Raw genomic sequence first — 21,163 nt, forward strand, 5'->3', positions numbered from 1 at the left:
CGTGGTCAAATTTAACATTAATTACCGAGAAAACTGTTTCCTGCTCCCCATGGATTTATTCCCGGTGAACCGTTATATTTGCAGCCGAAAGTTTTGAAAAATCAATTCAGGTACTATGAAAAAGACCCTCTTACTGATGCTTACCCTTACCGGATTGTATTCCTGTACCCCAAGCGCCGATGAAATCGTGGAAAAAGCCATGGAGCAAGCAGGTGCAGATCAATTCGATGGTAAAGAGATCCGCTTTGACTTCAGAGATAAGCATTATCGTTCTTATCGAAAAGATGGGAGATATCTGCTTGAACGTAGTTTTCAAAAGGATTCTATGGAGATCAGGGATGTTTTAACCAACGATGGTTTTGAGAGGTTTTCCAATGATAGCCTGATCGCGGTAGCAGACAGCATGGCTGTGAGATATTCAAATTCGGTGAATTCGGTGCATTATTTTGCTTATTTGCCTTATGGGTTGAATGCTCAGGCTGTAAATAAGGAACTGTTAGGCAAGGTCCGTGTAAATGATAAGCCTTACTATAAGGTAAAAGTCTGGTTTGATGAGCAGGGTGGCGGGTCTGATTACGAAGATGTGTTTTTGTACTGGATTGGACAAGAAGATTTCCAGATCGATTACCTCGCCTACGAATACCATACCAATGGAGGAGGTATCCGCTTCAGGGAGGCTTTTAACCGCAGAAATATCGACGGTATCGATTTTGTGGACTACCGTAATTATAAACCCGCTGCGCAGAAAGCAACGCTATTTACCCTGGACAGCCTTTATATGAATGATGGTCTTGAACTGCTTTCCCTTATCGAACTGAAGGACGTTAAGGTTGGTCCGTGTGAGGACTGCAAATAGGCTCCGGATGGAGTATAATGGGTCTGGCCTCACCTGCTAAATACTGCACGATGTATAGATTTCCGTTGTTCGAATCGTCAATATCAGGATATTTCTCAGTACCCATGAGCTGATTGACAAGTGCTGGGGTTGTATTGCTGTGACCAACCACAAGAACATGTTGTCCCTTATGCTTCTGCGACCAGTTCCTTAAATTGGTCGTATCCGGATCGTAAAGATCGATCTTCAATGCTTTAGCTTCAGCAACCGGTGTTACTGTTTGTACCGTTCTTTTATAGTTAGTGCTGTATACCGCAGTAAGTGGTACCTGGTTTAAGACTTCCTTCCAGTAATCCGCCCGCATGTGTCCCTTTTCTGTAAGTTCCGGATCCCTGTTTTCCGGATTGCTCCTGTCTTTTTCTGCATGACGAATCAGATAAAATGTAGTGGTCTCTTCCAATTTTGGGGATTCCATATTGTTGTGAACCTCCTGATCACAGGAAGCAAAAAACAGGATAAACATGTAAAACGACAGGTAAATTGGTCTCATTTCAGAAATTTTTTACCAAGATAAGTTTTTCTCCGATTAAAGCCCTAAAGTCTTGTAGGGTTGATGTTTCCGTAGCTGGGAAAGTCTTATTAGCATTTCTTAAAAAGTGCATTTCATCGAAAAAACAATGCAGATAATCGGAGTATTTAAATTGTTTACCTATCTTCATTTTACAAAATGTAGGAAAAATCATGTTCTGATTCATTATTTATCCTACTGCCCCAAAACCGAAGATTATGAAAAAACAACCATTATTAGTATGCATTTTGTTTTTTTATACGCTAATGGGCCAGGCCCAGAACCTACAGCAACCAGAACCGGGTTTTACCCATGCGTGTATCAGCAATTCCTTCAATGCTTTTGAAGTAGCCTTTTCCTTTACCGGAGGGGCATTTAACAGCGACAACGCGTTTATAATAGAACTTTCGGATTCGACAGGAGATTTCTCTGAAATTACCGTTCTAAAGACCGTAACCGATAAGAATAATGCTTATGAGTTTAAAACTGCACTGGAATTTCCTCAATCCTTATCGGGGAAAGGGTATCGGCTAAGGATCAGGGCTACCTCTCCGGCAATGGTGAGTGAACCAACTGCCGCCTTTGAAGCCTTTTATGTTCCAGACACCCAACTTATCCTTAATAATTACGAGGCCTCTAGTCTGTGTGCTGCAGAGCCTACGCTTCTTGAACTCAATGAAGACATTGCCGATTCCTATATCTGGTATAAGGACGGAGAAGTTTTCACCCAGACCGATGTTCCTTATTTGAATATTGAGCAGGCCGGTCAGTATTATGCAGAGCCGGATCTCGGAGCCTGTTCCGGATCCCTCATTTCGAATATTGTAACCGTAGATGCGCTGGATCCTATAACGGTGTCCCTGGGAGTGCCCCGGGAAATCGTTTCATGTACTAATGAAGACATTACATTAAAAGCTGCTTCCGACGACCCTTCGCTTACCTATCAATGGTTCAGGAACGACAGTCCGGTTGCCTCACCTGTTAACGGCAATTCTTCATATAGTTTCAGCACGGGAGAAACTACTTTCGGAAACTATTACCTGAAGGCTACCAATGTAAACGGCTGTTCTGCTGTAACAGCTACTGTCGTGGTAAGCGAAAAGGATCCGCTTCAAATCTCCCAACTAACCCCTGACCATGCCGTTATTCTGGGGAATACGAGTATGGATCTCGGTCTGGAGGCTAATAAATCCGGATTGGAAGTGGTATGGTACCGGGATGGCAATGAGGTGGATCGGGGGACAGACAGGTTACATCTCACGGTAAGCGGGGAAGGGGTATATGTAGCCGAGATCACAGACCCTGCGGGCTGTGGTACCTCTATGGTTTCTTCGGAGTTTTATGTATATGAGCCGGTAAGCTTTACTGCAGTGATTGGATTAGATGAGGAATATTCTCCTTGCGATAATTCCAATGCCAATATATCCCTGGAATCACTTTATGGATTGCTCTCCAATGGAGATCAGTTTCCGGTAGATTCTTCTCTATACCACAATTTTGAATTTAACTGGATCAGGGATGGGGAGCTCCTGTTGTCGGGCCCATCTCAAATTGCGCTTAACGATCATACCTATACCGGGGAATATGTTTTAGAGGTGGTTTATGCAGGAGAAACATTCTGGTCTGCTGCTCAGGAGGTTCATATCGGATTACCGGAAATAACCCTTGTTCAGGAAAATGCCCTGACCTGCCTGGAGGCAGCTGTGCTGAAGGTACCAGTAATGGAAGAGGTAATTTATACCTGGTACAGGGATGACATTATTATGTATTCCGGTCTGGAAGCTTCCTACGAGGCAGATCTTCCCGGGGTTTACAGGGTAGAGGCCGAGTATATGGGATGCCTGGTAAGTTCAGGAAAGAAAGACGTGGTGGCAGAGCAGGATGCTCTTGTAAATGTATTCCCGGGTGATCGGGTGGCATTAATTCCCGATCAGGAGGTAGCCCTGGTTGCCAGCGGGGCAGAAGCCTACACCTGGAGCAATGGGTCAGGAGAAATACTTTCTCAAAGTGAAACGCTGAATGTAAGCGATGAAGGTATTTATTACCTGACAGCGGTTACAGGTGGATGTGAAACTAAAAAGGAAGTGGAGGTATATTTCAACCTTACCACCGCCATACCCAATGTGGTGACACCCAACAGTGACCAGGTAAATGATCGATGGGTATTGCCGCAAAAACTTCTCGACGATCCCGAGCTGCAGGTGATTATCTGTGACTCTTATGGAAACCCGGTATTAAAGACCAATAATTATGATAACAGCTGGCCTTCTTCGGTGGAGCAGTTGTCTTCCGGGGATCCAAATTATTTCTACATCCTGAATAAGGGAGGTCGGAATATTCAGAAAGGAATGATTACCCTGGTCAGGTAAGGAACCTAATCCCTGGAATTATGGAAAAGAAACATATATATATAGCCATCCTTGTATTCCATTGGTTTGCCATGCTTGCTGCTCAGGAAGCAGATACGCCAACCATTGTAGACTGGAGGCAACACAATCTAACCAAGTACAACAGGATGCTGGTACATCCGGCCTACAGTGTGGTGGGGGAAGAGGGAACGGCCATCAGTTTCTGGAGCCGTATCCAGTGGACCGGAGTAAACAATTCCCCACAGACCTTCCTGCTGAATTATTCAGGGAAGGTCGGGGCCTCTTCCGGAGCTGGAATCGGACTCTATCAGCAAAATCTGGGATTGCTTACAGATTCTGGTATGTTAATGAATTATGCATACCGGGCGAGATTCAGTGAGCATACTTATCTTTCCTTTGGTATCAATTCAGCCCTCTTCCGGCGAGGCCTGAACAAAAATGCGGTAAGCTCGTCAGAACCCGACCCGGCAATCCTTGAAAACCAGGATGATTTCCTTTGGATCTTTATGCCCGGGATCAATCTTAGTATTGGTGGGGTGGATATAGGGGTGTATGCAGAAAACCTTTTTGATTATAACCTTAACGAGTCGAGGTCGGTTACAGGATTTGACCATAAGATCTACTCTGCCCAACTTGGGTATACACACGAATTTAAAAATGCCATTGGCCTTTTGGATGGGGCAAAATGGCGATCATTGTCTTATGCAAAGACGCAACCCAACAATCAACCCCAGTATGGAGGAAGTACCCTGTTGGACCTGCCCCGTTATGGCTGGTTGCAAATGGGATATAACAATGTATACGGTATTAATGGTGCCCTTGGGGTAAAACTCGGGGACGGGATTAGTGTGGGAGTGATCTTTGAGACGGGTACCAATCTGAGCAACCGTAATTTTGGTCCTACCTACGAAGCTATGGCTACTGTGGAATTAGGTGGTCGCAGAAACAGGAATTCCAGAAACGGTCTTGCAGCCTATGCCCCAAAAAAGGGAACTCAAAAGGTTGCCAACCAGGCTGATCAACAGAACCCGGAAGGTGACCATTCAAAAGCAGAAGATATACCAGTCACTCCCGGTGCCCCTTTAAAAAGAGTGTATGCCGTTTTTGGAGCCACTACTAAGGAAACACAAAAACAGGACACCCCTATGGTGGGGCGCCCGGTAAGTGTTGAGAATACTGGGGAAGAGATTGCTATTAAGAAAAAAGAAGATCAAAACCAGGACCTGGAACGGATCGTAGCGGAGGTTTTAAAGGATGAAATTACGACACCAGCGGAAACCACCGGGAGTACAAAGAAAAGCAAACCGCTGCCTTCTTTAACCGGATCCGGCCATCAGGAGATGCTGTCTCCTAAATCGGAAACGGATGTCCATCCGGATGCGGAAAAGACAGTTGTTGCAGCTACCTCCGTTATCAGGGAAAAGGCTGTACCTGCAGATAATGACAGTGTTCAGGAAGATGTGGCGGAAGCAGAATCAGAAGCTTTGGTTACCCGGAAGGTATTTGGAGAAACGACTTCGTACCGCACCTTAAAAGCTGCCACAGGAGTCGAAAAGGGATTCTACCTGGTAGTTAATGTTTTCTCCAGGGAACATTATTTTAAGGATTTTACCAGCGAACTCCGGGAAAAGGGATTTGAACCCCTCTACTTTAAAAACCCCGACAATGATTTTTGGTATGTATACCTGGCTTATGCCGATAATTATTACAGGGTAAAACAACTTCAGCGATCGCATCTGGATGGACAGTACAAACAAGACAAATGGGTGTTGTGGGTAAAATAGATGTAGTTTAGTATGAAAAAAAGGCCCGCCACGGGCCTTTTTTTATGCTTTTACTTCCGGAAATTCTTTTCCTTCAAGGATCACCCTGTCAATATTGTTGTTTCCAAAATCATAGGGGAGGTACTCGTAAGACGGTATTTCCCTGGTTATGATGAAACTGGCTTTTTTTCCTTTGGTGATGCTTCCATGAGAGGTGGAAAGTCCCATGGCATAGGCCCCGTTTACTGTTGCGGCGTTAATGGCTTCCTCCGGTGTCATTCTCATTTTAATACAGGAAGTGGCAACCGCCAGATTCATATTGCCGCTTGGCGCTGTTCCCGGGTTGTAATCGGTGGCAATGGCCAGGGGGAGTCCTGCATCAATGATCTTCCGTGCAGGCGTGTAGGGTATGGATATAAAGAAGGAGCACAGTGGCAGGGCCACCGGTATGGTGGAACTGTCCTTCAGGGCTTCCAGGTCGTTTTCATTTAAAACTTCAAGGTGGTCTACACTTAAAGCCTTGTTCTTTACAGCAGCCGGTATACCTCCAATAATGTTAAACTGGTTGACATGTACCTTTGGGGCGAGATCATATTGGGCAGCAGCTTCAAGGAGCCGTTCCATGTCTGCTACCGTAAAATAGCCTTCCTCGCAGAAAATATCAATATAATCCGCCAGTTTCTCCCTGGCAACCTCGGGCAGGATCTCATCGATTACCATATCCATGTAGCCTTCCCGGTTATTTTTGTAATTGGCAGGAATGGCATGAGCACCGAGGAAGGTTGATTTAATGCTTACAGGATATTCTTTTTGCAGTCGTTTAATTACTCGGAGCATTTTCAGTTCGGCTTCTTTGGTAAGTCCGTAACCACTTTTGATCTCTATAGCTCCGGTTCCCTGGGCAATTACCTGTTCCAGGCGCTGTCTCGATTGCTCATAAAGTTCTTCTTCGGAGGTTTTTTGCAGCCTTTCTGCCGAATTGAGAATACCACCACCCTTTTTGGCGATCTCTTCATAGGTGAGTCCGTTGATCCGGTCAACAAATTCCTGTTCCCGGTTCCCTGCGTATACCAGGTGGGTATGGCTGTCTATCCAGGTGGGAAGTACGAACCGTCCCTTCAGGTCGACCACCCTGTCTGCAATTTCGGTATTGACATACCGCATCTCGCCAAAGTCGGCTATGGTATCGTTTTCCACCAGTAAAAAAGCGTCCTGTAGCCTGGGAAGAATATTCATAGCTCTCCCTTTGAGAAGGGTTACATTTCTGTCTCTTACCTGTAAGAGTTCCTTTATGTTTATATAGAGTGTTTTCATGATCTGAGCCTTAAACTCAAAGGTATTAAAACATTTAGGAAAGCTCTTGGTAATAGCGTAAATTTGAAGTACAAAGCGCTATTTATGAATAAAGGAATTTATATCGCCACCCTGGAGGCCAACAGCGGAAAATCGCTGATCTCCCTGGGGCTGATGCGAACGCTCCTGGGTAAGACTTCAAAAGTGGCTTATTTCAGGCCTGTGATTGAGGACCTTCCTGAAGGAAAAATGGACAATCACATCGAAACCATTCTGAGTTATTACGAGCTTCCTATCCCTTATGAGGATTCTTATGCATTTACCCGTTCAGAAGTCATTCAGATGCGTAATAAAGGGCAATCGGGTGATATTATGGATGCCATCATAGACCGGTATAAGAAACTGGAGAGTCAATACGATATGGTGCTGGTAGAGGGATCCGATTTTTCAGGGGAAGGCAGTGTATTCGAATTCGATGTAAATGTACTTATAGCGAGAAACCTGGGATTGCCAACCATTATCGTAGCCAGTGGTGTCAATAAAACCAAGGAAGAGCTCCTGGGAAGTATGGAGATGGCTTACAAGACCTTTATGGGGAAGGATGTGGATGTGATCGCTCTCATCGCTAATAAGATTCAACCTGAAAACCTGGAGCTGGTTACCGGGGAAATGGGCAGGTTTCTGCCTGAGGAGGTGGAGCCCTTTGCCATTCCGCTGATGAATACCCTTTCCAATCCCACCATCAAAGAGATCATGGAAGCACTGGATGGAAAAGTGGTGATAGGGGAAGAATACCTGGATAACCAGGTGGGAAGCTATGGGGTAGGAGCCATGCAATTGCGTAATTACCTCAATCACCTCAATAACGACAGCCTTGTGATTACACCCGGCGACCGGGCAGATATAATCCTTGGGGCACTACAGGCCAATATATCCAGCAACTACCCGAGAATCTCCGGGATCGTGCTTACCGGAGGCCTGATCCCGGAAGAGTCGATCCTGAGACTTATCGACGGACTCTCGCAGGTGGTTCCTATTATATCGGTACAACAGGGTACTTTTAATGCCACCAACATGATCGGGGATATACAGGCCAATATCTATGCCAGCAGTATACAGAAAATAGAGACCTCTATCGATACCTTCATGAAATATGTCGATTTCGACGCTGTCATAGAGCATCTTATCAACTTAAAGCCAAGGGGGATTACCCCGAGAATGTTTCAGTACGATCTGATGAAAAGGGCCCAGAAGGAGAAAAAGCATATCGTCCTTCCCGAAGGTTCAGACGAAAGGATCCTGCTTTCCGCATCGCGTTTACTGGCGATGGATATCGTTGATATTACTCTTTTAGGAGAGCCTTCTAAAATAGAGGAAAAGATAACACAATTGGGGATCCAGTTTCCCAACCGACGTCCGCATATCGTTAACCCGGTTTCATCCGGGCACTTTGAAGATTATGTGCAGACTTTTTACGAGTTAAGGAAACACAAGAATATCAATATGGATATCGCCAGGGATATGATGAGTGATGTTTCTTATTTTGGGACCATGATGATCTACAAAGGCCATGCAGACGGAATGGTATCGGGAGCGGTACATACCACCCAACATACCATAAGGCCAGCCCTGCAGTTTATCAAGACCAAACCGGGGGTGAGTGTGGTGTCTTCCATATTCTTTATGTGCCTGTCAGATCGGGTTTCTGTATTCGGAGATTGTGCGATTAACCCGAACCCAACCGCAGACCAGCTCGCAGAGATCGCGATCTCTTCGGCAGACAGTGCAAAGGCATTTGGAATAGAGCCCAAAATAGCCATGTTATCCTATTCTTCGGGAACTTCCGGAAAAGGGCAGGATGTGGATCGCGTTAGGGAAGCTACCGAGATCGTTAAATCGAAACGACCGGACCTCAAGGTCGAGGGGCCCATTCAGTATGATGCTGCGGTGGATATGACCGTAGGCCGGAGTAAGTTACCCGATTCTGAAGTGGCCGGTCAGGCCAACGTGTTGATCTTTCCAGATCTCAATACCGGAAATAATACCTACAAGGCTGTGCAAAGGGAAACCGGAGCCCTTGCGATTGGTCCTATGCTTCAGGGCCTGAACAAACCGGTGAATGACCTGAGCCGTGGGTGTACTACCGATGATGTGTTTAATACAGTGATCATTACTGCTATTCAGGCGCAGGGTCTTTAATATAAAATTTTTGAAAATCATATGAACGCGATACTAGTTATTAACTCCGGTAGCTCCTCCATCAAACTTCAACTGATAAAAATGCCCAGTGAAAGTGTGGTAGCCTCGGGGCTTATCGAGCGTATAGGCCTGGAGAATTCGGCCCTGCACCTGCAAACGGGCAAGCATAAGATCTCCAGGGAGCTCAGCATCCCTGATCACGAAACCGGGTTAAAAGAAATTACCCGGTTACTCATGGATGAAGAACAGGGGGTTATCAGAAATACCTCGGAAATCACTGCAGTGGGCCACAGGGTGGTACATGGGGGAAGCGCATTTTCGGATACCATTGAGGTGAATGAGGAGGTTAAAAAGAGCATCAGGGATCTTTTTTCTCTTGCTCCCCTGCATAATCCGCCGAATTACAAGGGTATAGAAGTGGCAGAAAAAATATTCCCGGAAGCAAAACAGGTGGCGGTTTTTGATACGGCTTTTCATCAAAGCATACCCACCAGGGCTAAAAAATATGCCATTCCGAATGAGTTTCACGACAAATACGAGTTACAGGTCTATGGATTTCATGGAATAAGCCATAAGTATGTATCAGAAAAGGCAATGGAATTCCTGAAAAAGCCCAAGGGAAAATTTATAACCATTCACTTAGGGAACGGCTGCAGCATAACTGCTGTCAGGAACGGGAAGAGTATCGACCATTCCCTTGGATTTGGTCCTGTAAATGGCCTGATCATGGGAACGCGCAGTGGCGATATCGATCAGTCTGTGATCTTTTATATGATCGAAAAACTGGGGTATTCTGCGGCCCAGGTGAGTGAAATACTTCATAAGAAAAGTGGGATGCTCGGGCTAACCGGTTATAGTGATCTCAGGGATATTGAGGAGCGCGCAGCCGGGGGAGATGAAATGTGTCAGCTAGCCCTTGAGATGAACGCCTACCGGATTAAAAAATACATAGGAGCCTATATTGCCGCGATGAATGGAGTGGATGCTATCGTGTTTACTGCCGGAATAGGGGAGAACAGCGATGTATTGAGAGCCCTGGTATGCAAGGATATGGATTACCTGGGAATTACCCTGGAACCGTATAAAAATAACATTCGGGCCAAGGAGCCCAGGGTGATCAGTAAAGACAATTCCAAGGTCACCGTCCTGGTGGTTCCCACTAATGAAGAACTGGAGATCGCCAAGCAGGTGAACGCCTTACTGTAGTTGATATTACACTTCACCGTTAGAACTCCGGTATGTAAAGAGGTAACCCGGCTGGTGGGTAAATAGGCAGATAGGTAAGTAGGTAAGTAGGTAAGTAGGTAAGTAGGTAAGTAGGTAAGTAGGGTGGAGTCGTAAAGTCGTAAACCTGCCTGCCGGCAGGCAGGGTCGTGAAGTCGTAAACCTTGCAGCCGGCAGGATGTTAGCGTCGGGAAGATGAAGCAGCCCTTGATCCATCTATAATTTATCATCTATAATCCCTTACCTCGTACCTCCGTACCTCCGTACCTTCGTAACCTCGAACCCAAAAAATTACCAAATAACTCAATAACAGCACTTAACAACAATTAAGACTATTCTTACAACAATAATTTCCAAAACCCATGATGTGAATCTATATTAGAGGTGTTGTTAGTTCAATACTGATAAACAAGCCCCAAGATGTTGTCAGTTAGCATACCCCAAATTGATCTCAATAACTAACCTACATTATGAGTTACGAAAAAAAAGTTCCGGTGCCCCCCGGAACTTTTTTTTGATGCCTACCCGGCGGCAGGCAGGCTTGTGCCTCCGTAACTTTATTATGGAGATTGCCGCGTCGGCCCGAAGGCCTCCTTGCAATGACAGCAGTCAGGGTGGCAAATAGGCAGATAGGTAAATAGGGTGAAGTCGTAAAGTTGTGAAGTCGTAAACCTGCCAGCCGGCAGGATGTTAGCGTCGGGAAGATGAAGCAGCCCTCTCATCCATCTATAATTTATCATCGATCATCTATAATCCATAATCCCTTACCTCGTACCCTCGTACCTTCGTTGCAGGTTGGTAAATAGGCGGATAGGTGAATAGGGTGAAGTCGTAAAGTCGTAAACCTGCCATCCCTTACGGCAGGAAGTTAGAGTCGGGAAGGTGAAATAGCCCTCTCATCCATCTATAATTTATCATCGATCATCTATAATCCATAATCCCTTACCTCGTACCCTCGTACCTTCGTGGCTGTACAACAGGCAGGTTGGCAAATAGGTAAATAGGCGGATAGGTGAATAGGGTGGAGTCGTAAAGTCGTAAACCTGCCATCCCTTACGGCAGGATGTTAAAGTCGGAAAGATGAAGCAGCCCTCTCATCCATCTATAATTTATCATCGATCATCTATAATCTATAATCCATAATCCCTTACCTCGTAACTTCGTACCCCTGCTTGCATGGCTGCGGGCAGGCAGGTCCGTACCTCCGTACCTTTAATATGGAGATTGCCACGTCCCGCAAGGCGGGACTCGCAAAGTCGAACTGTTTCAGAATATATGCCTCGTTCCCCTGTCTTCTTGGTTGTACAACAGGCAGGTTGGCAAATAGGTAAATAGGTAAATGGATAAATAGGGTGAAGTAGTGAAGTCGTAAACCTGGCAGCCGGCAGGATGTTAAAGTCGGGAAGATGAATCAACCCTGGAATCCATCTATAATTTATCATCGATCATCTATAATCCCTTACCTCGTACCCTCGTACCCCTGCCTGCATGGCTGCGGTCAGGCAGGTCCGTACCTTTGTACCTTTAATAGGGAGATTGCCACGTCCCGCAAGGCGGGACTCGCAAAGACGAACTGTTTCGTAGTAGGTGCTTCGTACCCCTGCCTTCTTGGCTGTACAACAGGCAGGTTGGCAAATAGGTAAATAGGCGGATAGGTGAATAGGGTGGAGTCGTAAAGTCGTAAACCTGCCATCCCTTACGGCAGGATGTTAAAGTCGGAAAGATGAAGCAGCCCTGGAATCCATCTATAATTTATCAACTATAATCTATAATCCCTTACCTCGTAACTTCGTACCTTAAAAAAACACCAAATAACTCACTAACAATACTTCACAACAAATAAGGCTATTCTTACAACATAAATTTTCGCATCCCTGGGTGGGGTGGTATATTAGCAGTGTTGTTAGTTTGACTACTGATTACAACGCCCCAAAGATGTTATCAGTAAATCATAACCCGGATCCAAAATGAATAGTTAACCTGCTTTGGATTACAAAAAAAAAGAGTTCCAGTGCCCCCTGGAACTCTTTTTTTTTGTTGGTATGGCTATAAAGCGAAAACTGCTTTTCAGAGATTCGCGTTACTTCAGGAATTGGATCCTACCATATTTTCCGGTTTCACCCATTCGTCAAATTTTTCTGCAGTAAGGTATCCAAGGTCAAGGGCAGCCTCTTTGAGGGTGGTTCCTTCCTCGTGAGCCTTATTGGCGATCTCTGCGGCTTTATAATACCCGATCTTTGTATTCAGGGCCGTAACCAGCATCAGGGAATTGTTCACCAACTCCTTAATTCGCTTATGGTTAGGTTCGATACCTGCTACACAGTTCCTTTCGAAACTCACACAGGCATCTCCGATCAGGCGGGCAGATTGCAGCAGGTTGGCCGCCATCATGGGTTTAAACACATTAAGCTCGTAATGTCCCTGTGTACCTCCAACGGTTACGGCAACATCGTTACCCATGACCTGGGCGCAAACCATGGTCAATGCTTCGCTTTGTGTTGGGTTAACCTTTCCGGGCATGATAGAACTACCGGGTTCATTAGCTGGAATAATGATCTCACCGATTCCGGAGCGTGGTCCGGAGGCCAGCATTCTGATGTCGTTAGCGATCTTATTAAGCGATACTGCAAGCTGTTTCAGGGCGCCGTGAGTTTCCACAATAGCGTCGTGGGCAGCAAGGGCTTCAAATTTATTCTCAGCGGTTTTAAAGGGCAGTTCAGTGAACTTTGCGATATAATTGGCCACTACTTCCGCATAGCCTTCAGGAGTATTAATGCCCGTTCCTACAGCTGTACCACCAAGGGCGAGTTCAGAAAGATGCTCCAGGGTGTTGTTCAGTGCCTTAAGACCATGGTCGAGTTGAGATACATATCCTGAGAATTCCTGCCCCAGGGTTAGGGGAGTGGCATCCATAAGGTGGGTACGCCCGATCTTAACCACATTCCTGAATTCTTCCGATTTCTTCGCCAGCGTATCTCTCAAAAGGGTAACCCCTGGAATGGTGGTTTCCACGATCATTTTATAAGCGGCAATATGCATCCCGGTTGGAAAGGTGTCGTTAGACGATTGTGATTTATTGACATCGTCATTGGGCTGAAGGGTTTTTTCGCCTTCTCCTATGGTTTTACCGGCTATCTGGTGTGCCCTGTTTGCAATAACTTCATTTACGTTCATATTGCTTTGGGTACCCGAACCGGTTTGCCAGATCACCAACGGAAACTGGTCATCGTGTTTTCCTGCCAGGATCTCATCACAGGCCGCTGCGATAAGGTCGCGTTTTTCTTCAGAAAGAACTCCAAGTTCACAATTGGTATAGGCTGCAGCCTTTTTCAGAAAGGCAAAACCATAGACCACTTCAAGGGGCATGGAGGCCGGGGCCCCGATCTTAAAGTTGTTTCGGGAGCGTTCGGTTTGGGCACCCCACAATTTATCGGCGGGTACTTTTACCTCTCCCATAGTATCTTTCTCTATTCTGTATTCCATAGGATATATTGATTTTTTGTTGCACAAATTTACATTTTTTACAAGCCATTTCCGCCTTAAAACAGGGTTCATTTTTAAGGATGGAAAGGAAAGGGTAAACGGCGGATTTAGAATGAAGTACCTGCAATTCCAAAGGGTTTGAGGTGGGCAGGAAAGCCTGTGGTGGCAGCAGAAGATTCGCAGAACCCCAGAAATAATTCATGAAATACTGGGCATAAATAAACAAATCTGGTTATCTTTGACGCGAATTCAGAAAATTTCCGGAAACTATGTTCGAATTTGATCAGTATCTTGGCTTTTTAGCCTTCTTAACCATCCTGACCATCGGGTTTTGGTTAATGATCTTTCTCCTAACCTTCGTAATCCCTTATTGGGTGGGAGGTTCAATCATTGAAATGATCAAGGAAAAAAGAGCTGCTAAAAAAGCTGAGCAAGGAGAATAAAAAAAGGAAGCGAAAAGCTTCCTTTTTTTGTATTAAACCCTTCCCTTTTTCCTTCTCTCTGTCTCTTTTTTCAAAATGAATTGCACATCCATTTTGGAAGACTGTCTTTCAGGTGATGTCTGTTCCCTGTGTCCTGTTATTTCGAATGATTCAGATAGTGTGATTCGAAAGTAGACAGGGGGGAAGGAATCCCAGATACCTGAATTTATCTTGTTAACAGTAAGGCTTTGTACGGCCCGTTAGAATATAAAAGAGGGAAGCTTTTGCTTCCCTCTCTCTTTTAACAAGTATGTGTTTCCGATAGCACGGATCAGAATCCGCCTTCATCTTCAAAATCATCCCCTCCGCGATTTCGTTGTGCGTCCCGTTTGCTTTGGTTGAAGCGGTATACAAAACCGATCAGGAATTGCCGCTCTCTCCACTGGAATTCACTGTTGGAGGTAAAGAATTCTGTTTCCGTAAAAGACATCCTTCTCCGGGAGTTTAATAAGTCTCTTACGTTCATACTAATGGTGGCGTTGTCATTAAAAATGTCTTTTGCAAAGGCCAGGTCTAAGGAGAAAATTCCCTTGTTCCTGGTCTGTGAGTTTTCACTGGGTCCCCTGTAAAAGGCATTCGTTTGCCAATCAATTTTTCCGGGAAGGGTAACCTTGGAACTGAAGCGGGCGAACCAGCTGAAATTGGAAGCACCATAATCAATTCCGTTGTATTCTCCGGTTGTAATAAATTTAAAAACATTCACATTGGAGTTGATCCTAAGCCATTTTGCAGGATTCCAAAGAATGGCTGCTTCCCCCCCGTACCGTTCATTAGTGGCCAGGTTAATGGGGATGGTTCTGATGATATTAATACCGTCTGGCGTGGTGAGACCGGTATCTTCCTGCACCCTTTCAAAGGCTTCGGTCTCTCTTTGGAAATACACCGAAGTGGTCAAAGTAAGTTTATCCCATCGTTTCAGGTATCCCAGATCATAGGCATTGGCATATGCGGGATTCAGGTCCGGATTTCCCTGGAAGATATTGGTTCTGCTGGAACGCGAAGGGAAAGGATTAATGAACCATCCCCGCGGCCTGTTGATCCTACGGTTATACCCTAAGGTAATATTTTCGTTTTCGGCTAATTCCCAGGTAAGGTTCAGGGTGGGGAAGAGCCCGATAAAATTTTTATTAAAATTAGGGTCGAATGTGAGGCCCAGCTCTTCTTCAAGTGTGCTCTCGTCGAGTTCAGATTCTACCTTTCCTTTTAATTGGGTGGTTTCCATTCGAAGACCGGCAAGAAAGGAGAACTTTCCAAGTTTGGTCCCGTATTGAGTATACAGGGCATTAACATTTTGTTCGAAGGTAAAGATATTGGTAAGACCAAAGTTAGTCACAAATTCTCCCAGGCTTCTGTCGAGCGAATCCAGTTGATAATCGTTCACCGACTTTTCAAATGAACCCCGATATCCCGCCTCGAAACGTGCATCATCTCCAAGTGGCAGTACATAATCGGCCTGAATCAGGTAATCATCCTGGCTTTCTGTCTCAAAAACCCTTTCCTCTGCGACTAAAAACGGAGTAGGCTGTGTACGGTCTTCGCGGATCCCGGTATTTATGGTCTCATCATCGAAGGAATACTGAAAGTCTACGGTTAAATTGTGGCCTTCATCATTAAAATTATTCCTGTAATTCAGGGATACCTGGTAACTTTTGTCGTCCTCATTTTCTTCTTCCACCCGAACGGTCTGATCAAAGCCGCCGTCCCTGAAAAATCGATCGCTGCGATTTTCCGTGCGGTCTTTTTCATCTGATAAACGGGTAAAGAAACTGGCTGTTACCGATGATTGTTCGGTTAAAAAGTATTCTACCCCGATATTGGCGTTGAAACCATTGTTAAGACGCGAAATATCCCGGTCTTCTATGATCTTATCAAAAGTACCCTCGTTGTAATCATTCTCAAAGAAACCATTTCCGGGAGGTGCACTGTAGCTATAACCCAGGGTATTGAAGAAATTGAATTTTTTTGTTCTGAAATTTAAGTTGGTTGTGGTTTGGAATCGATCGGGATATCCCCCGTTTACCTGAACCGTACCGTTAAATCCCAGCGTCTTATCCCTTTTCAAAACAATGTTCAGGATTCCCGCAGTACCTTCAGCATCATATCTTGCAGATGGGCTTGTAATAACTTCAACGCGTTCAATGGCATCTGCTGGTAATTGCTGCAGGGCATCAGTAGAACCAAAACCTGCAAGGGCCGAAGGGCGCCCGTTGATCAGGATGCGTACGTTATCATTTCCTCTTAAGGAAACATTCCCTTCGATATCCACAGCTACAGAGGGTACATTGTTTAGTGCATCTGTTACGGTTGCACCGGCTGTGGTAAGATCTTTTCCTATATTGTAAACCTTTTTGTCAAGTTTGATCTCCACAGTGGTGCGCTCTCCTGTAACCTCTACGGCATCAAGAGTGGCGACATCCAGGGCCAGGGAGATGGTTCCAAGATCTACTCTGCCGCTGAGGGTCTTATTCTTTACTTCATAGGTTTTGTAGGAAATAAATTCTACCCGGATATTATAGTTCCCGGAGGGAGCTTCCACCTCAAAAGCGCCTTCTGCATTGGTAACGCCTCCCGTTACGGTATTGGAGTCATCAGTGCTTTCCAGCACCAGGGTAGCGAATTCCAGTGGAGTTCCATTATCTGCGTCTACTACTTTTCCTGTAACTGTGGTTTTACGTTGGTCGCCCTCACCCGGAGTTTGAGCGAAAGAGAGTGCTGTGCTGCATAAGAGAAGAAATAGCACACATTTGATCTTAAGATCCTGTTTCATAGTTAGTTAGTGTCTAATCTTTTTTCGAAATCGTTAGACACCAAATATAGATGAAGCACTAAACCCCCGCGGTTAAAGCATTGTTAAATAAAAACCGGTATGCTGGCATACCGGTTAATATTTTCATAAAATATTTTTAATGTTTTCGGGTGGCCTGCCAATTACGGCTTTAGCGTTTTTCACCACGATCGGACGTTCGATCAACCTGGGATGTTCGATCATGGCCCGGATGATCTCTTCATCACTCATAGACTTGCCTTTGTATTCTTCTTTCCAGATCTTTTCGTTCTTACGAACCAGGTCGATTGGGGCCATACCCAGGCATTTCAATACCTCTTTGAGCTCGGTTTCGTCGGGCACCGTATCGAGATATTTAATCACTTCGAACTTCTCCCCGGAATTCTCCAGGATCTCAAGACCTTCTCTTGATTTGCTGCATCTCGGGTTGTGATATATTTTAATCATAAGAATATGGATTTTAGGGTAAAATAATACTTAGATTTCCTCTTCCTTTTGTCCCATCATCATAAGGTATGCCTTTAAAAATCCATCCAGGTTACCATCCATTACTGCATCAACATTTCCGGTTTCATGTCCGGTTCTTACATCTTTGATCAGTTTATAGGGATGCATAACGTAGTTTCTGATCTGTGACCCCCATTCTATCTTCATCTTACCGGCCTCGATCTCATCCTTCGCCGCCTGTCTTTTCTTCAGTTCAATCTCATAGAGCTGCGATTTCAGCATTTGCATGGCCTTCTCCCTGTTCTCCAGCTGGGAACGGGTTTCTGAATTGTGGATCACGATTCCCGTAGGGTGGTGGGTCAGGATAGCCTTGGTTTCTACCTTGTTTACATTTTGTCCTCCCGCACCACTGGAACGTGCAAAATCCCATGAAATATCAGCGGGATTAATCTCAATTTCAATACTGTCGTCTGCCAGAGGGTATACATAAACCGAAGCAAAGGAGGTATGTCTCTTCGCATTGCTGTCGAAAGGCGAAATACGCACTAACCGGTGCACTCCGTTTTCCCCCTTAAGCCAGCCGAAGGCGTAATCGCCATCAAACTCCAGGGTTACTGTTTTAATTCCGGCCACATCGCCCTCCTGATGGTTCAGCTCTTTAATCTTGATGCCGTGTTTTTCACCCCACATAATATACATACGCATCAGCATTGAAGCCCAATCACAGCTTTCCGTACCACCTGCACCAGCGGTGATCTGCACCACGGCGCTCATGCTGTCGCCTTCCTCAGAAAGCATATTTCTGAATTCCAGGCTTTCTATTTGTTCCCGGGCTTTTTCATACTGGGTATCCACATCTTCTTCGGTGGCATCTCCTTCTTTGTGAAACTCGAGCAAAACCTCCAGGTCATTAACAAGGGTTTTGGCGGTGTTGTAATCTTCCACCCATTTCTTTTCGGTTCTCAGTGCCTTCATAATGACCTCTGCCTCCCTGGGTTTGTCCCAAAAATCCGGGGCAAAGGTCTTTTCCTCTTCATTTTGTATCTCAATAAGCTTAGCCTCTATATTGAGGTATTTCTTAAGGGCTTCCACCCGTTGGGCAAGGTCTTTAAATTGATCGGTAGTGATCATAAGGATCTAATTTTGCTCAAAAGTAAGATACTTTTTCCATACCTCCTATTACTCAAAAGTAACGGACTGAGGCGAGGAATGAATATTAGGGGTTTACAACTTTATAATGTAAGAATTGGTTTTAAATATTCTTTAGTTATTTTTAGGCTTCGTTTAAAACCCTACTAGTATGACACCAAGCTATAAAAAATCGGCTATGGCCTTTGCATTATTATTCCTGGTTGCTTTCACCGGAATTAATGCTCAGGAAACAAAAGTGAAAGACCTTGAAAAAACTTCCGGGTATTTTGATTTCTATTATAATGACGACAAAGGGAAGTTATTCCTGGAGGTAGACCGGTTGGATGAGGAATTCTTATATGTATACTCCCTCAAGACCGGGGTTGGAAACAATGATCTCGGTCTCGACCGCGGGCAGCTGGGAAATGAGCAGGTAGTTTATTTTACCAAATCCGGCAATAAGATCCTCCTGGTGCAGCCTAATCTTAAGTACCGCGCAGATTCAGAAAACCTGCAGGAGTGACAGTCTGTGGAGCAGGCTTTTGCCAGGTCTGTGCTCTACGGGTTTGAAATAGAAGAGCGCCTGGAAAACGGAAGTTATCTGGTAGACCTCACCCCATTTCTCATGGAAGACTGGCACGGGGTGGCCAGGAAAATCAAGGGTGCTAATGCGGGAAGTTACAGTCTGGACAAGTCGCGATCGGTATTGTGGATGGAAAACACCAAAAATTTCCCGGAAAATACGGAGCTGGAGGCTTTACTGACATTTAAAGGGGAGCCTAAGGGAAGAATGATCAGTTCTGTTACCCCTGATGCCCGTCTTGTTTCCGTGGTTCAGCACCATTCTTTTATCAAACTACCCGACAGCGATTATAAAACCAGGGCGTTTCATCCCGGAGCCGGGAACATCATGATGAGCTATTATGACTATGCAGGGGCCATAGGGACCGATCTGGTAAAACGACTGGCAATACGTCACCGTCTGGAGAAAAAAGATCCGGGGGCAGAGGTAAGCGAGGCGGTAGAACCTATCGTTTATTACCTTGATAACGGAACCCCTGAACCTGTTCGAAGTGCCCTGATGGAGGGAGCTTCCTGGTGGAATCAGGCTTTTGAGGCCATTGGGTACAAAGATGCCTTTCAGGTAAAAATACTTCCTGAAGATGCCGACCCTATGGATGTTCGCTATAATGTAATACAGTGGGTACACCGCTCTACCCGGGGATGGAGCTATGGTGCCAGTGTTACCGATCCCAGAACCGGGGAGATCATTAAAGGTCATGTGAGTCTGGGAAGCCTTAGGGTGCGCCAGGATTACCTGATCGCCCAGGCGCTTTTGGATAAACCCTTTGATCGGGATGGCGATCCGATGCTGGAGATCGCCCTGGCCAGGATACGGCAATTGGCTGCTCATGAAGTGGGGCATACCCTGGGCTTTACGCACAACTTTGCGGCCAGTATCAGCAACCGGGCTTCGGTTATGGATTATCCCCATCCCCTGTATGAGTTAAAGGGCGGACAGATCACCGCTCCTGAGGCATACGACAAAGGAATAGGAGAATGGGATAAGGTTACCGTAGCCTATTTATATGGAACTATTCCGGAAGGGGCAAATGAAAAGGCGTATCTGGATAAGGTGCTTGATTCTGCTGCAGAACAAGGGCTTCAGTTTATATCGGACAGCGATTCCCGGGCCAGGGGCGGGGCTCACCCATATGCCCATCTCTGGGATAACGGGAAGGATGCGGCACAGGCACTGAATGAGGTATTGGATATCCGCGAGAAAGGGATCAGCCAGTTTGATGCTTCCCACATTCAGGAAGGCGAACCCTACTCTGTCCTGGAAGATGTTTTCGTACCACTGTATCTCTTTCACAGGTATCAAACCGAAGCTGCTGTAAAAGTACTGGGAGGAGTAGATTACAGTTATGCCGTTAAGGGGGCTTCTGCTGTAATACAGCGACCGGTACCCGAAAAAATGCAGGAGGAAGCTCTTGATGCTTTGTTGCGTACGCTTTCTGCGGAAGAACTGGCCATTCCGAAGGCGCAATTAGCCCTTTTTCCACCACGGGCATACGGCTATCCCAGAACACGCGAGAGTTTCAAATCGAAAACCGATGTAGCCTTTGACCCTTACAGTGCGGCAGAAACGGCAGCAGATATGACACTGTCCCTCTTATTACATCCTTCCAGAGCCTCCCGGTTGGTACAGCAAAAGGCTTTTGATAAAAATTTACCGGGTCTGGAAGATTTGATGAAATCATTATTAGAGAATACCTTTGAAAAAAATCATAAGGATCCCTATCTGCAGGAAATTCAGCAAATGATAAATTTCCGGGTACTGGAACATCTTATGATCCTGGCCTCGGCCACCGAGGCGTACGGGCAGGTAAATGGCGTTGCCAGGTGGACCATCAATGAGATCGAAAATACATTGAAGAGTACCAATCGTTTACCGGAGTATTATTCCGTGGAGTATGTGAACCGTATCCGTGAGTTCAGGGAACACCCGGAAGAATTTAAGTTCACTCCGGCTAAGCCTTTACCTGACGGGGCTCCTATTGGAAGTTATTGTGAATTATAA

13 protein-coding genes are annotated in these 21,163 nt (G+C 45.5%); 7 read left to right on the top strand and 6 right to left on the bottom strand.

Annotation, left to right across the window (positions count from 1 at the left end):
- The first annotated feature begins 115 nt into the window (after nucleotides 1-115).
- Entirely contained in the window at nucleotides 116-856 is a 741-nt protein-coding gene (locus tag K7R11_RS09635; protein WP_224490337.1) for a DUF6503 family protein, read from the top strand.
- On the opposite strand, the gene K7R11_RS09640 is transcribed toward K7R11_RS09635, so the two are convergent.
- The gene (locus K7R11_RS09640) at nucleotides 825-1,385 is read right to left on the bottom strand and encodes a SixA phosphatase family protein (protein WP_224490338.1); all 561 of its coding nucleotides are present in this window, start codon (nucleotides 1,383-1,385) and stop codon (nucleotides 825-827) included. The genes K7R11_RS09635 and K7R11_RS09640 overlap by 32 nt on opposite strands.
- Nucleotides 1,386-1,621: 236 nt before the next feature.
- Between K7R11_RS09640 and K7R11_RS09645 the strand changes: the two genes are divergently transcribed.
- Together K7R11_RS09645 and K7R11_RS09650 are read left to right on the top strand one after the other, a co-directional pair.
- Entirely contained in the window at nucleotides 1,622-3,772 is a 2,151-nt protein-coding gene (locus K7R11_RS09645; protein ID WP_224490339.1) for an Ig-like domain-containing protein, read from the top strand.
- Between the two features lie 20 nt (nucleotides 3,773-3,792).
- Nucleotides 3,793-5,556, top strand: a complete 1,764-nt coding sequence (locus tag K7R11_RS09650) for a PorP/SprF family type IX secretion system membrane protein (RefSeq protein ID WP_224490340.1) — start codon at nucleotides 3,793-3,795, stop codon at nucleotides 5,554-5,556.
- 42 nt (nucleotides 5,557-5,598) lie between these two features.
- On the opposite strand, the gene hutI is transcribed toward K7R11_RS09650, so the two are convergent.
- Nucleotides 5,599-6,849: an imidazolonepropionase gene (hutI, locus tag K7R11_RS09655; protein ID WP_224490341.1), complete on the bottom strand. Its 1,251-nt coding sequence runs from the start codon at nucleotides 6,847-6,849 to the stop codon at nucleotides 5,599-5,601.
- A gap of 84 nt (nucleotides 6,850-6,933) precedes the next feature.
- On the opposite strand from hutI, the gene pta reads away from it, so the two are divergent.
- Complete coding sequence (gene pta, locus K7R11_RS09660) at nucleotides 6,934-9,027, top strand: phosphate acetyltransferase (RefSeq protein ID WP_224490342.1); 2,094 nt, start codon at nucleotides 6,934-6,936, stop codon at nucleotides 9,025-9,027.
- 21 nt (nucleotides 9,028-9,048) lie between these two features.
- Nucleotides 9,049-10,233, top strand: a complete 1,185-nt coding sequence (locus K7R11_RS09665) for an acetate/propionate family kinase (RefSeq protein ID WP_224490343.1) — start codon at nucleotides 9,049-9,051, stop codon at nucleotides 10,231-10,233.
- A gap of 2,103 nt (nucleotides 10,234-12,336) precedes the next feature.
- On the opposite strand, the gene fumC is transcribed toward K7R11_RS09665, so the two are convergent.
- From fumC to prfB, 4 genes are all read right to left on the bottom strand, one after another.
- On the bottom strand, nucleotides 12,337-13,734 hold the full coding sequence (gene fumC, locus K7R11_RS09670; RefSeq protein WP_224490344.1) for a class II fumarate hydratase: 1,398 nt from the start codon (nucleotides 13,732-13,734) through the stop codon (nucleotides 12,337-12,339).
- A gap of 753 nt (nucleotides 13,735-14,487) precedes the next feature.
- Nucleotides 14,488-16,983 carry a TonB-dependent receptor domain-containing protein gene (locus K7R11_RS09675; protein WP_224490345.1) on the bottom strand — a complete coding sequence of 832 codons (2,496 nt, stop codon included), beginning with the start codon at nucleotides 16,981-16,983 and terminating at the stop codon, nucleotides 14,488-14,490.
- A 123-nt stretch (nucleotides 16,984-17,106) separates the two neighbouring features.
- On the bottom strand, nucleotides 17,107-17,448 hold the full coding sequence (gene arsC / locus K7R11_RS09680; RefSeq protein ID WP_224490346.1) for an arsenate reductase (glutaredoxin): 342 nt from the start codon (nucleotides 17,446-17,448) through the stop codon (nucleotides 17,107-17,109).
- Between the two features lie 30 nt (nucleotides 17,449-17,478).
- On the bottom strand, nucleotides 17,479-18,579 hold the full coding sequence (gene prfB, locus K7R11_RS09685; protein WP_224490347.1) for a peptide chain release factor 2: 1,101 nt from the start codon (nucleotides 18,577-18,579) through the stop codon (nucleotides 17,479-17,481).
- Between the two features lie 169 nt (nucleotides 18,580-18,748).
- On the opposite strand from prfB, the gene K7R11_RS15095 reads away from it, so the two are divergent.
- Both K7R11_RS15095 and K7R11_RS09690 read left to right on the top strand, forming a co-directional pair.
- Nucleotides 18,749-19,102 carry a hypothetical protein gene (locus tag K7R11_RS15095; RefSeq protein ID WP_317196473.1) on the top strand — a complete coding sequence of 118 codons (354 nt, stop codon included), beginning with the start codon at nucleotides 18,749-18,751 and terminating at the stop codon, nucleotides 19,100-19,102.
- A 6-nt stretch (nucleotides 19,103-19,108) separates the two neighbouring features.
- Complete coding sequence (locus tag K7R11_RS09690; protein ID WP_317196474.1) at nucleotides 19,109-21,163, top strand: zinc-dependent metalloprotease; 2,055 nt, start codon at nucleotides 19,109-19,111, stop codon at nucleotides 21,161-21,163.

It is taken from the genome of Robertkochia flava (genome assembly GCF_020166515.1).
GTDB lineage: Bacteria > Bacteroidota > Bacteroidia > Flavobacteriales > Flavobacteriaceae > Robertkochia > Robertkochia flava.